The organism is Paraburkholderia sacchari, assembly GCF_000785435.2.
GTDB classification, from domain to species: domain Bacteria; phylum Pseudomonadota; class Gammaproteobacteria; order Burkholderiales; family Burkholderiaceae; genus Paraburkholderia; species Paraburkholderia sacchari.
In genome coordinates this window covers 73,140-86,058 of the sequence record NZ_JTDB02000015.1, presented here as the reverse complement: position 1 = coordinate 86,058, position 12,919 = coordinate 73,140, and the positions used below count along the sequence as shown (strand labels likewise).

18 protein-coding genes are annotated in these 12,919 nt (G+C 57.5%); all 18 read right to left on the bottom strand.

Going from position 1 to position 12,919, the window contains the following annotated elements:
• Positions 1-3: 3 nt before the first annotated feature.
• Positions 4-1,650, bottom strand: coding sequence for a PilN family type IVB pilus formation outer membrane protein (gene pilN, locus NH14_RS31375; protein ID WP_237179825.1), 1,647 nt, complete (start codon positions 1,648-1,650; stop codon positions 4-6).
• Between the two features lie 51 nt (positions 1,651-1,701).
• Positions 1,702-2,181 (bottom strand): toxin co-regulated pilus biosynthesis Q family protein, encoded by a 480-nt coding sequence (locus NH14_RS31370; protein ID WP_084225986.1) that lies wholly within the window; start codon positions 2,179-2,181, stop codon positions 1,702-1,704.
• Between the two features lie 203 nt (positions 2,182-2,384).
• Positions 2,385-3,239 carry a replication initiation protein gene (locus NH14_RS31365; RefSeq protein WP_244143507.1) on the bottom strand — a complete coding sequence of 285 codons (855 nt, stop codon included), beginning with the start codon at positions 3,237-3,239 and terminating at the stop codon, positions 2,385-2,387.
• A gap of 1,021 nt (positions 3,240-4,260) precedes the next feature.
• Positions 4,261-5,439 (bottom strand): nitrilase-related carbon-nitrogen hydrolase, encoded by a 1,179-nt coding sequence (locus NH14_RS31360; RefSeq protein ID WP_152617342.1) that lies wholly within the window; start codon positions 5,437-5,439, stop codon positions 4,261-4,263.
• Complete coding sequence (locus NH14_RS31355) at positions 5,427-5,762, bottom strand: hypothetical protein (RefSeq protein ID WP_035534228.1); 336 nt, start codon at positions 5,760-5,762, stop codon at positions 5,427-5,429. Before NH14_RS31355 ends, NH14_RS31360 begins: the two co-directional genes overlap by 13 nt.
• 41 nt (positions 5,763-5,803) lie before the next feature.
• Positions 5,804-6,655 carry a hypothetical protein gene (locus NH14_RS31350; protein WP_035534227.1) on the bottom strand — a complete coding sequence of 284 codons (852 nt, stop codon included), beginning with the start codon at positions 6,653-6,655 and terminating at the stop codon, positions 5,804-5,806.
• Between the two features lie 30 nt (positions 6,656-6,685).
• Positions 6,686-7,336, bottom strand: coding sequence for a hypothetical protein (locus NH14_RS31345; protein WP_035534226.1), 651 nt, complete (start codon positions 7,334-7,336; stop codon positions 6,686-6,688).
• A gap of 2 nt (positions 7,337-7,338) precedes the next feature.
• The gene (locus tag NH14_RS31340; protein ID WP_152617341.1) at positions 7,339-7,986 is read right to left on the bottom strand and encodes a hypothetical protein; all 648 of its coding nucleotides are present in this window, start codon (positions 7,984-7,986) and stop codon (positions 7,339-7,341) included.
• Positions 7,987-8,035: 49 nt separating this feature from the next.
• Complete coding sequence (locus tag NH14_RS31335) at positions 8,036-8,617, bottom strand: hypothetical protein (protein WP_152617340.1); 582 nt, start codon at positions 8,615-8,617, stop codon at positions 8,036-8,038.
• 39 nt (positions 8,618-8,656) lie between these two features.
• Positions 8,657-9,418: a nucleotide-binding protein gene (locus tag NH14_RS31330; RefSeq protein WP_035534223.1), complete on the bottom strand. Its 762-nt coding sequence runs from the start codon at positions 9,416-9,418 to the stop codon at positions 8,657-8,659.
• A gap of 15 nt (positions 9,419-9,433) precedes the next feature.
• Positions 9,434-9,640 carry a DUF3717 domain-containing protein gene (locus NH14_RS31325; RefSeq protein WP_035534222.1) on the bottom strand — a complete coding sequence of 69 codons (207 nt, stop codon included), beginning with the start codon at positions 9,638-9,640 and terminating at the stop codon, positions 9,434-9,436.
• Positions 9,641-9,668: 28 nt separating this feature from the next.
• Entirely contained in the window at positions 9,669-10,019 is a 351-nt protein-coding gene (locus tag NH14_RS31320; RefSeq protein ID WP_152617339.1) for a hypothetical protein, read from the bottom strand.
• A gap of 147 nt (positions 10,020-10,166) precedes the next feature.
• Positions 10,167-10,322, bottom strand: a complete 156-nt coding sequence (locus tag NH14_RS33785) for a hypothetical protein (RefSeq protein WP_237179830.1) — start codon at positions 10,320-10,322, stop codon at positions 10,167-10,169.
• Between the two features lie 201 nt (positions 10,323-10,523).
• Positions 10,524-11,036, bottom strand: coding sequence for a hypothetical protein (locus NH14_RS31310; protein WP_035534221.1), 513 nt, complete (start codon positions 11,034-11,036; stop codon positions 10,524-10,526).
• A 574-nt stretch (positions 11,037-11,610) separates the two neighbouring features.
• Entirely contained in the window at positions 11,611-11,736 is a 126-nt protein-coding gene (locus NH14_RS33955; protein ID WP_269151897.1) for a hypothetical protein, read from the bottom strand.
• A 195-nt stretch (positions 11,737-11,931) separates the two neighbouring features.
• The gene (locus NH14_RS31305) at positions 11,932-12,156 is read right to left on the bottom strand and encodes a hypothetical protein (protein WP_152617338.1); all 225 of its coding nucleotides are present in this window, start codon (positions 12,154-12,156) and stop codon (positions 11,932-11,934) included.
• A 28-nt stretch (positions 12,157-12,184) separates the two neighbouring features.
• Complete coding sequence (locus NH14_RS31300; protein ID WP_035534219.1) at positions 12,185-12,649, bottom strand: hypothetical protein; 465 nt, start codon at positions 12,647-12,649, stop codon at positions 12,185-12,187.
• A 60-nt stretch (positions 12,650-12,709) separates the two neighbouring features.
• The gene (locus tag NH14_RS31295; RefSeq protein ID WP_152617337.1) at positions 12,710-12,913 is read right to left on the bottom strand and encodes a hypothetical protein; all 204 of its coding nucleotides are present in this window, start codon (positions 12,911-12,913) and stop codon (positions 12,710-12,712) included.
• Positions 12,914-12,919: the final 6 nt, after the last annotated feature.

The window sequence follows — 12,919 nt, the reverse complement described above, 5'->3', positions numbered from 1 at the left end:
TGGTTACTCCGCAGCCAGTACCGGCGTAATCAACACGACGAGCATCGTGTGCGAGCGCGTGACATTTACCCCGCCCCCAAGGAGAAAGAACTTGTCATTGCCAGCGCCATCGCGAGTGGAATTCTGGTCGTCGTAGTCCTGACCAGCCAGCATCACCGTATCGCCCGCATGAACCTTGATCGTGTTCGAGGTGTTCAGCGGCAGGAGGATGTCGGGCAGTTCGATGGTCGATCCACCGCTGGACACCGTGCGAGGCTGACCCTTCTGGCTCGACAGGTTGATGTTCATGCGCAGCAGAATGTCGTTGTTGTCCAGAACATTCGGCAGCATCGAGATGTTGAAGCCAGTGTTGATCGTTCCCGGTTGAAGCGTCGTGGTCGATCCGACCTGCGCTGTCTGCGTCTGCGATGAACTCGCGAGGTAGCTGGCCTGTTCGCCGGTCTGCGTAGCGACTGAGTTCAGGTTCATGGTCGGCAGTTGCGTGCTACGCAACAGCCGCGCCTTGCCCTGCTCGTTCAACGCGCTGATGATCGCCGACGTACCGCCCCAAGGTGAACCCGATGTGTTGAGAATCGAGAACGTCCCGTTGATTGCCGCCGCAGGAGCCGAGAAAGTGCTTGCCAGATTGATGCCGTACTTTCCCGTCAGCGTCTTATAGAGCGCGTTCCAGCTGATACCTGCTGCGTCCGTGTTCGTGACGGTCACAGAAAGCACCTGGACGTTGAAGGTAACGAACTTGTCGAAAACCTTGTTCTTTTCGTCCACGTAATGCGCAACAGCATCGAGCACTGACGGCGTGCCACGAACGGTAACGCCGCCCGTGGACGGCGAGATGCTGACGCGGTTAACCGGCCCCGGCGCGATTGCATTGAGGTCGTTCTGGATGTCGCTCCACAGCGAAGTCTTCAGCGACACTACGGTAGTCTGCAACGTGTTCGAGGAGCCGCTGCCGCTCCCGCTACTGCCGCCCCCGCTTGTCACACCCGTACCGGAACCCGAGACGCCATTCACCTGCGTCGTACCACTCTGAAACTCGGACTTCATGTCGGTGTCCGTAGCAATCAGGTGGATATTGAACATGCGCGTATCGACGCCGTATATAACGACGGCGCGACCGTTGTTCTCTGGCTTCCACGCGATGCCCTCGCGTACCGTGACCATGTCGAGCAGCCCGTTAAGGTCGCCGCTGTAGTTCACGTCGATCTTGTGATCGCCGGACAACGCGACGCTTCCCGGTGACTGCACACCCGGCATATTCAGAGCCGGGACCGGCAAGCCATTCACTACCGAGGGAGCAGCCTTCGTCTCGCCATTGCTCAGGTCACGGTTGTAGATCGCCGCCAAAGCGTCCGGTGTGACCCGGACCGGAATCTTGCACTTCTTGGTAATGACCTGACTGAACTCGAGAATCGAAACCGGTTCGTCAGTAACGATCTTCAGGCTGCAATTCAGTTGCGGCACGTCAGCCACGCGCGTGTCAGTGATCGGCGTAAGTGACACCCACTGCTTGTCGAGATATCGAACGGTCTGATCCGCCTGGCTCGGGTTATTGAGGGGACGCTTCAATGCTTCGCCGATCCTCGATCCGTCCGCGTCCGCGCCGTGCTCGATGTCACTGGCATGCTCGAAGGTCTGGCAACCGGACAGCATCAAAGCTACCGCAGCCATACACATTAAATAAAATGATTTTCGCATCATGATTTAACTGTATTTGAGATGTACGTACAGGAGCCGTTGCGACTGATTGATTTCGAGCGCCAACGGTTTCTTGGCATGCTCATACAGTCTGATGCAATCGCCTACCGCCTGATCGATCGGGCCTTGGAAATGGAGCGGCGCGACGATCGGATAGTTGACCGATTTGTCCACGCCATCGGGCGCGTCCCACACCAACGTCCAGCTGGCCTGATTCGCCCACTTCTGGATGGAATCCCTGAGCGTGGACCCTGCCGGCGCCGTCCACACCGGGACAATGCCCGCGTCGGGCACCGGCTGCACTGCGCCTGTAGAAGCAACTGGCGCGGCAATCGCCGGGGCGCTCACAACTGCCGGGGGAACCGCAACGATCGGGCTTGCCGGCATGCCCGTCGTTTGTGTGGCAGTCGATCCGTCGTCAACGAGCACCATTCCGGCCATCGCTACGGAGGGGACCAACAGCGCAGGTAACAATAGTCTTTTCATCGCTGTCCCTTCGAAACCCGATGCACTTCTGACGTCAGAAGGCACCGCCCTAGTGAGCCCGATAGCATCAAACCGCTATCAGGATATATTTATATCATTCTGATGCAGAAAAAGCACAGCGTCAAATCATTTTTCGCGCCACCGATCGCACGCGGGTATCCCCCGCTCCCTCACAAACCGGCCGATTTCCAACGTCAGAATCCCTACACGTCGAGACGCCCTTGCGGGTTCTCAACAAACTCGAAACGGAGCGAATACACAGCTCTCCCACGCTTGACCGGTTGCCACTGGATGACCAGATCGGCCTTCTCGTTCAACTCGTCGACCGCCATATCAATCACTCGTCGCTTGATATCCGCAAACCGATACGTCTCCGGGATTTCAAGCGTCTCCCGAAGATCATCGACCGTGATCAATAACGTCCCACGATCCTTTTCTCGCATGAGCAGTTCGAGCAGGCGCCACGAGTAGATCGACTGAAGGCCCTGCGCAAACTTCAGTTCATACGAAACGAAGCGCCTCTGGAGCAGAAAGATATGCGGTGTGAGGTCCGGCGAAAAACAGATTTGAGCCCATCCTTCGCCATCGTGATATTCGGCCTTCCATACCCAGCGCAGCTTGACGAGCTTTTTCCCGTCCATGTACGTCAGCTTCCGCTCGTACAAACTCGCGCAGGCCTCCTTCAGCCCCCGATACGCAGCAGCCGACTGCTTTTCGCCAGATCGCGCGGCAAGGTCAGCAACCGCGGCAAATTCATCGGCACGCACGCGCACGGAAACGTAGCCATCACTTTTTCCGTGCTGATATGGGGATTTCTTGCTGTCAATGCTGCGCAATGCAGTCATCATCAGGCGCTTTTCGTTTAACGACAGTCCCTGTTGCGCATTGACGAGCGCACGGCTCATGGCAACAGTGCCCTTCACGCGGCCATCGCCCTCAACGATGTCTTCATCCAGCTCTGGTATCTCGATCGCCGTCGATTCAACAATCTGGACATCCGCCCCGAGCGGTTCTACTTCCGCGCTACCCAGCCTGTCCTCTATCATTTCCTTGGTCACAAAACCCCCGCTCAGAGTGACGCCACACATCGGCGTCACTTATTATAAAAGGTGACGCCAACTTATCAAGTCACCAATGTGGATAACGGCCAGAATCCGTCACATCCAGACCACAATCTGTCCACGCCAGACCAGAAAACGTCACGCGCCGGCCACCAAACGTCACATTTCGCGTTTTTTAAAATCGCTGGAAGGCTTACAGGACGGGAGGTTTCGGGATTATCCACAACCGTTTACAAAAGGTGTTACTAAAGGTCTTACTATCTGTCTTACAAAGGGACAATCCTAGAGATATAGCGCCTAGAACAACCCCAAACCTCTCCCAATGCATGCCACACCGGCGTTGTGACGCGGTTTGCCATCCAGCATCCCAATAGAGCCGGTCGCAGGCGATGTAAGCGGCTTCATCGCGTACCAGTGACCAGGGTTGGAACCACCGAGCGCAAACTGCGCGGGCCACAAAACGTCACCTTTCGACCCAATTGGCATCGAGAGCCACGACTTCGACGCAGGCCACATTGCGTCACCATTCGAAATGGCAACGAGCAGCAGGCCACAAAACGTCACCTTTGGATACTGCGCAGGTCGTTCCGTCGCCCATAGTCGGGGCCAGTGCGGGCCACAATCCGTCACCTTTCCGGAAAAGTAGCCACCTCTGCCCGGTTATGCGGTACGAATACCGATCAATCGCGGGCCACAATCCGTCACTTTTCGCGACTCAATCTGCACGGAGCGGGCCACAAGACGTCACCTTTTGAGGTCTTCAGGGGGATAGATTCAGGCCACAATAAGTCACTGTTGGATGGACGCTATTGATTTAAAAAGGATTTTTGATAGTGCTTTTTTGCGAGCGTGCCAAAAGACAGGCGGGCCACGAAACGTCACCTTTCGCGCCAAGCGCCAGGGTACGCGGGCCAACGTCTGTCACATTTCGGACGCTTGTTAGCGGTCATCTATGGCGGCGCTCTAACGCGCGCCAATCCGGGTGCCAAAACGTCACCTTTTGGCTGATGCACGGTGTTCATGCGTTGCGAGCCCACACGATCGGAACGCCGAAAAGCCGGCCCCACGCCGCAGTCGCTTCATGTTGAATCCTTGCAATGCTGGTATCGCGAGCCCACCAGTCGTTGGCAGCGCCGACAATCAGCCGAGGACCGTGCATGAAGCTATGCAGAATCGGCCAGACCAGCAGCTGTTCGTAGCAAATGAGGGTTGCGATGCGAGTGCCGGCGAAATCATGAACACCCGAAGCAAACCAGAAAGCGTCCGCACCACCCGACGCCCACGGTTTCCACATGGAATACGGAACGGGTACGCGATCGACAAACGAGCGGTTCGCATCCGCGCCGACTGAAAACAGGGCATTAACGTAGTGTGAATTCCGGTCCAGGGGGGTGAGTGCGCCAACCAGCACTGTCTGGCCGCGCGAACGGAGAGCAGCACCCGTCCGTTGCCACCAGAGCGCATTCATGGACCAGTCGCCACCGACAAGCTCGGGCAGCACGAAAACCTTCGTATCAGGATGATCGGCAGCACTTTGCTCGACCTGATCCAGCAAAGTGTGCAGTCGGTCAAAGTCGTCGTCGGAGCCGTTCGATGCGCCAAGTTGAGTATCGAGAGCTTCCCATCGAGGCTCAGTGGGTTCGTGATAGAACGCGTTTGCGACGCCTGCGCCAAGCACAATAGCGGCGCAAGCAACACCAGGCCGCGAAGCATATGAAAGGGAGGCGAGGGCGGCAATGCAGGCCAGCAATCCCCACCATCCAGTACCAGGAAACAGAGCGCCAGCCGCGGTGATTGGGTTTGCCCAACCTATGACGCCAATCGGCGGTACGGAGATGAAGAGCAGGACAACGAGCAGCCGTATAGGTCGTTTGCAGTCACCCCAAAGTGCAGCCCACACGCTCGCCAGCACAACGCTTGGAATGGTCCAGATAAGGAAGCCGTAGACCCATGAGGGCAGGGCGGTACTATTGCCGAAGAACACCCCGGCGCCATGAAACAGCCCACGGCCAGCTGCCAGGTAATAAGTGAGCGCGACAAGGAAAGCGTCTCGACGCGATGATGCGCCACGCCAAAGATAGACGAGCAAGGGAAGGGCGCTTAATACAAGGAGATGGCCATTCCACGCGAAGACGCCCAGCAGCGCGGCCATCAACGGACCCGACAGCGCGCGTCCGCAGGTTCTTATCTTTTCCACCCCGAATCCACCCTATCTAATTGCGATCCAACCAATGCCTGGGCTCTGCCGACAAGCATCTGTATCTCGCGTTCCAACACACCCACGCGGCGCGGCAGCAGCGACTTGCTGACATCGTCCCCGTCGTCGGCCACCGAAAGCAGGCGTTCGAGTTCAGCGCACAAGGCCCGGATTTGCGCGGCTATCTGCTCGGCGCGTTCCTGCTCCGAACTGCGAGCGCTCGAGAATCCCTCGACCGCCACAATCACCACAGTGAGCGATCGATATAGGTCCGTGATCCTGTCGGCGCTTCTGTCCGGATCGGTATCGATTCGAAAGACCATGCGCTTCTGACGTTGGAAATCACGGACCTAAACCGGACCCATCAGGCGACTTTCACTAGCCGCAGACGGGGCTCATATCCCAACCGCTGAAGGTCCGCGAGCAGCGGAGCGCCATCGGCGGATGGCATGGCGATTTGTGCGGACAGGTATCGCTCGATCGCCTCGACCAGCTGCAAGGCGTCCGTCGCATGGTCCCCCCCCGATGCAGGCATGGAGGGCGACGAACGCCGCGGTGCGGACTGCGCGGTGGCAATTTCTGCCTCGATCGCGCGCAGTTGCGTGCGGAGTGAATTGTTGTCGTCGGTCAGTGCGCGGTTAGTGCTTTCGAGCTCTGCCGATCGCTCTTCAGCCATGTTGCATCGAACCGTCAACTGCTCGATGCGGTGGTGCGAATCGTCCAGCTCGCGGGTCGGCTCTGCGTCGCTGATCGTGTCCGGTGTTCCACTATGAGACGGAGCGGAAGCCAGATCCGGCTCATTCGCCAGCGGAGCCGACGCTGGGTGCATGCTCGCCTGGAGAGTGCTCGCGGGCATGTCGTCAGAGGTTGTCGTCACATCGACACTCACCAGCCTCGCAAGTAGCTTCGCCTCGACGTCCTTGTCCCGCGTCAGAACGCTGCAACGATGCCATCCTGCCTTCTGCACGACGTAGTTGATGTTGGTGAAGTGGTCGACGGCTTCTCCGTAGACGGTGATCAGCTCGCCTTCGTTTTCAACGACGAGGCGACATTCCGCGTGTGCCGCATCGTCGGCATCGAACACCCAACGCCCTTGGGCATGGGGATCTTCCCGATAACCGAATGTTTCAAGATACATGGACAGCTCGGCCACGCTACAGACCGTGCCTTCCAGCATCACTAGCTGAGCGACAGCAAATTCAGGTAAAAGCGACATTGCTAACTCCTTAAAATTAACCAGATAAGGTCATTTGATACGCCACCCGAAAGTGCGTCGGGTCGATTCGTCGTAAGGGATACAGTACGTTGCGCTGCCTTCCTTATGAGTCTGGTAGTTTGGCGCGCAGTCGAGCATGCCTTGCATATTGTTAAGTTGTGCAAAGGTCCTGGCTGCACGCCCATCGGGCGATTGCGCCCACGCAGCATCGAGCATGGCGCCAACAGCGCCTGAACGCTCCCCAGCCTTGTACGCACCCCAGGCAAGCGCCCCAGCTGCGGCGACCGAGAGAGCGAAGGCGCCAAGAACGGCAAAGATGAGTTTTCGCCGATGCTCATGCGAAGCAATGACTTTTCCGGCCTCAATGGCGCGGTCTGCCATGTCTCGCGTGGTCTTGGTCACGTTCTCGATCATGCTGCCGCGTACAGCGCGTTCCGCCGCTTCAGCCGCAGCCTCCAGCGAGAGCTTGTGATCGGCGAGCAGCTTCACGGTCTGCTCGGTGATTTTTCCGGGAATCTCCCCGTAAAGGATTTCGTAGTGGCCAAAGGCCAGCAACAGCGCCCAAACGCTGTCGTGCTCCGAAAAGCCACAGATTTCCTTGACCTTGTAGAACTGCGCGACTTCGTCGGGCGTCGGATCGCGCTTGATAAGTGTCTGAAGAGCTTGTTCGATGGGTTTCATGATTAGTCGGAATACAGAGCATCATCCAGCGCATCGATCATGTTGTCGCGCCACTCGCTAACAACGATCTTTGCGTACACGAAGTTGCTTTCTTCATCGCCTTCCTGCGTGATGAAGTCCGAGAACGAAAGATTCGATTCGCGCACTACCTGCATGATTCGAGGGTTCATAGCGGGCAGCAACAAAGCACGATCACTGTGTTCGGCCCCATACGCGTTGTCGAAGTGCTCGAACTCGCGCACCCTTCCAAAGTTAAGGTTCTTGACGGGCGTGACCGAGGGGAAGCTTTGAACCAGACGACCGAAGAAGTGCAGCCCATCAGGCAGCGGGTTCATTACGAACAGAACCCGCACGGTGTAGCCGTATGCCTGAACAAGCCGGATAAAGCGTTCGAAGAACAGCATCGCTCGATCGTTGATGCCGTCCGGTAGGTTGGTGACCACGTGGCCGCTCACGACCACCCCATCCTCATCTGCCGTACAAAGGAAGTCTGAAAAGGAAGGCCACCCGTTGGGATCGTGCAGATCAAACCGATGCGTCGGTAGGGCGTCAGAGAACACCGCCGCGACATCGGGCGTCCTTGTATCACCGTCCACCACAGTGACCGGATGCGACGAGTTTCGTAGCCATTCAACAAGACTCTTTGCCATGACGGACTTGCCACAGCCACCCTTGTTGCCGGCCACTAGCCAGACAACCCTATCCATCCTGATCCCCGGTTCTTCCCAATAATGACATAACTATATCATCCTGTATGTGACTGGGGAGGGCGCTCAACAAATGATAGATTGCGTCTTTCGCGTGGCGGCGCAAAGTTGCAGTGATCGATCCGGCATCGACAAAAGCATTGGCAACGCCCGCCGCGAGGCGGCTCAGCTCGCGCAGCAACGGCGAAAGCTCTTCCGTGATCGCTTGTTCGAAGGTCGGAAAGGTTCGATCAACAGCTACTGGCAACACGTTCCGTGTGTCGCCAACACGCAACGAATGACCGACTGCCCATGCGCGAGGGCCAGCCTGGACGTAGTCAAGTTGAACAAAAAATGTCCGGTCAGCACGGTACTGGATTGCCTCGCATACCGTGCGATCGAAAATCCCATCTTCGGAAGGAGCAGCAAACACCGTCCGATCGACATCAGAAAGGGGGATGGCCCACCCGCTATCGACATTGGGGATAGAGGACAGCACGCGATACGCGCCCATCTTGCCGCCGAAGTAGCACCGCTTCCCGGTTGCGCCTTTGAAGTACATGACGGCCTGACCACGTTTAAATCCGCGTGCCATCTCCCCCCCCTTTTTTCCAACGTCAGAAGAAGTGCGCGTTTAGAGCGTCAGCAGTCCCCGCAGCCCGTCGAGGGTCTTCTGATTCTCGGCCAACCACGTCACCAACTCCATGTTCTCGCTGGGTGTGAGCTTGTGCGGCGAGGTGTGCGCTTCTTTCACCGGCACCGCGGCGTGCGAGAACGGCATAACGTTGTCGTTGTCCGCGAACAACTTGTCGACCGTGCGTTCGTGCAACTCGGGCATCGTGATCGAGACGCCGCCCGACTGCTCGAACCGTTGTTTGGTCGTGCTCGACTCCCACCGGCTGAACTTGTCCGCTTCGCCGAAGAACAGGTTCTTGACCACAACCTTTCCAGTGAGCCCCGGCTCCATCACCTTCATGGCCTCGTTGAGCAGGTTCACGCTGTCGGGGAGCCGGTTGATGACCCAAAACATGACGAGCGGGCGTTCGAGCATCTTGATGGTTTGCAGGAATCGACCGCCTTCGCGCTTCAGTTCCTCGCCGATGCCAGCGGGCAGCGAAATCACGACGGCGCGCTCGGGGTGTTGCATCGTAAAGTCGACCAGGTCCATCCAGCCTTCATGAATGCGCAGGTTTGCTTGCGTCGTCGGCATCGAGTCCGCGAACATGCGCGACACGTCCGGGTTCCGAGTGTCGCCGTCCACGAGCGCAACGGGAATCTCGCGCTTGAGCATCCAGTCCACCAGGACGCATCCGTAGGTGCTCTTGCCGACGCCGCCCTTGTCACCATGCAGAACGATGACCGGCTTGCCAGCTGCTATCTTGATTTTTTCAGCCATTCCAAACTCCTTTAATTAAATGATTCGCCAGCGAATGAACGCTGCTTGTTCGTCAACGGAAAGCGTTTCGATGCTTCGACTATCTTGCTTGGCCCAGATCATTGAGCCATAAACGTCGCCCAGCTTGCTCGCATCGGACGGAAGGCAATTCGTTTCCGACGGTTGGCGCGCCAGGCAATGATTGATCGCAACCTCAAGGTCAGCAATCGTAAAAGTAGACATCACACCCTCGCTATGGAGCTCGGAGACTTCACTGGGCTTTGGTCGTGGGCAGTTGCACCGCAAGACTGCCGGTGCGAAATTCCCGCATCGACAGTAGCTGCGCGGGACCGGCTTCGCCGTTCGGGCCTGCGGGACCGCAAATCCGGGAAACTTCCGTGGTCAGCTTGTTTTCTGCATCGCGCGATGAACTTGCCAGGTAGCTAACGCAAATCGATCCGTCTGCGTTCCTGATAGTGGGCAAGGAAATGTCCACGTCGCCCTCGCGCAGTGTTTGAACAGAAATGACTTGCGGGGCGGCAGAGGACACAGGGGACGGCTGTTCTGCTAGTGCGGGCACGACCGCAAGAGCGGTAAGGAACGCCAGCGTCGCTTTTTTCATAGTGGACCTCATCAAGTTGGATACTGCCGTACTGTTAATTAATTGTGATATCAATATATCACAAGTACGCGCCATGCAAAGGTTATTTATAGGGGCTGCCGGTTGAGAACGTCACCCGGCTCAAGCATCGCATTTTCCCCTATGCGGTCAACGCTGCGCTTCTGTCAGCGTCAGTGTCGGGTGCTGGTCGGTCAGCAAAAGAAAAAGCTCCCAAGTTGCCTGAGGCATCTCGCGATGATTGTCGGTTCCCTTTTCTTTTTCCCACTTCTCCCACGTGCGCCGGGGCTGCTGGGAAGATGACACGAGAGCACCAGCCGATTGAGGCGTAAGGCCCGCACGCTCACGCGCAGCCCTCACTTCTTCCGGGCTAGGAACCGATACACGTTCTGCTATGGGCCGACTAATTGTCATGCGTGGACTTCCCTTCAATCTGTTGACTATTGAGCGTTACGACTACTCCTGATAGTGCGATGTTACATGACCGGCCATCACGAATGGCGGCACTCACTCGCCGCTCGCTCGGAGAACGGACACGATTGAAGCAGCACTGCGATTGTCGTCCGCTGCCGACGCCCCAAGGGATCGGCCATTTAGAAGCGTCTGAAAGTGATTTAAGACGGCCGCACCGCCGAACCCAATCGTCATGACAATACCTCCCCACTGCAACACAGCAGCGTCAGCCAAAGGCGTCAGGGAAGCGATGTTCGGGTAGATTCGAGTCCCGATGTCGGCTCCGAGCATTGCGAGGGCGAGGAATGCCCATGCCACAGCCAGCGGGCAGGCATACGTTGCGGCACTCCAGCGAACCGAGTGCATCAGGACGCAGCCAGCTGCAAGAAGCGCGGCAATGACCGCCCACAGCGGAAGCTCCCCGACCACGTGACGCATCCCTGTGCGCCACCCGGCGATCGCGACAGCGACGAACGAGATCGCGTACAGGATACCAAGTGAGTCAGTGAAGGGATTCGGCGCATTTGTGTCGCTTGCGACCGAAGCGAGGATTTTGGTTTGTTCCATTGCTACCTCCAAAAACTAGTAGTGCTGCTTCTGACGTTGGAAATCTGAGATTGCAGATTCAGTGGCGTACCCTGGCCGCTAGCGTGCACAACCGGGACAGGGAGGCCACGCCAGATGCTCCCGTGCGGGAGTAGTACTCAACCATCGATGAGAGCCATTCGGCGCACGCTTGCGCGTCGGGAAGCACATGCTCAAAGACGAATTCAGGAGTGAGCGCGGGCGAATACTTTGCGACGACTCGCGCCGTCGCTGCGCGGACGCGATCGTCTAACGGCATCGCCTTCATCGATACGGACGACAGCGTGATCACTTGGACTCCCCGATCGCGTACCAGCCGATTCCCATTTCGTTGGTGTGCATTGCGGAGATCCATTCGCGAGAGCCGTCGTCCATTTCGACTTCCCATTGCGTACCCCAACGGTTCGTCTGCTGGCATACGACAGTGCCAGTGCGGTGCTCGGGAAACTCACCGGGACCACACACAACGCCGACCCTGAGTCCAACGCGTACTTTCGTTGCCTTGTATTTGCCGCGGATCATAGATAGTGCTTTTTTAAAAGTTGAGCGAATGACGTCAGAACGTGAACGGCTCGATTCCGGCCGCAATAAGGTGTAGTGCGATTGCACGCAGCAGGTGTTCGACGAGTGCGCCGCGTGGCAGGTGGGCCAGTTCGACAAGTTCTTGTGCGAGCAGGGACATGGTGCAATCTCCGTATCGGTCACGATGCGCAGCGCTAGCGGGCGAAACGAGGCATGACGCTGTCGGTTCATGGTTGATTACGCGGCGCGATTCACTTAGACGCGCGACTCGAACTGAATAACGCTCGCAACGGCGAGCGTAATGACCAGGGCAAAGAGCAGTTCCATTTGGATTACCTTTTGAGATAGCTAGTGGTTAGTAGGTGATTGCGTTGCGGAGCGCCAAAGCTTCCATGAACGCGCCGTGTTTTGCGATGTATCGGCCAGCTGCAATATCGAGCTTGATGACCTTCAGCTTGCGCATGGTATTGAGAGCCTTAAAGCCTTCCTCACGGGTGCAGCCGGTGATTTCCTGCACGGTAGCGACGAAGTTCTCTGAGGCGTTCACCATGCGCTGAGCTACCTGTTTCGTGCCTTCCATCGTCGCTCTCCCTGAGCAAGTGAGGTTTTCAGGTGGCTCGCTTGCGAGGCGTGCCGTTCTTCGTGAGCGTTGCTTGAAACGCGAGTGCCTGCCGCAATTGCTCGGATTTCATCTCCGCACCGCAGCCCTTGCGCACGAGGTTGCCGGGCCTGTAATACGCTCCGTAGCCGCCCTCGCACTGGATCTTGACTTGCTGGTATTCGCCGTCGCCCGAGTAGCAACCTTGATCCTTGGCGCGACTTACCTCCACCGAGGTAATCCGCACGAATTTCGAGTGCGAGATGCCTTGGTACAAAATCAGATCGCCGACCTTGAACTGCTCAGCCGGAATCGAGCGCAGATCGCTCAGGAACTTCGCAGCTGCGGCACCGCGCTTCGTGTACTTCTTGCCGGTGCCGTTGCAACCGTAACAACGGGTGCCGTGGATCTGGTTGTAGCTGAAGTGGCCCGAACCGCCGCAACGCGAACACGTCATCGTTTCAAGTTGATCCATCGTCACTCCCCTTCGTGCTTGCGTGAGAGATGCCCGTGTAGAGCGGGCGTCGTGATGTTGTTACGCCATCAAAGCTTCGGCGTTCTCTTTCGCAACCCGCTTCGCGCCCAACACCGTATTCGCTTCGCCGATCGCGGTTGCCGTGTCTTGATCCGGACCGTCATAAACCCAGTACGTTTCCGTGTCGCCGTCCCACACGGCGTAGTACGCGACGCCCATATCAGGGAAGTCGAGAATCCTGAACGGAGTACCTTGTTGTTCCATCGCGTG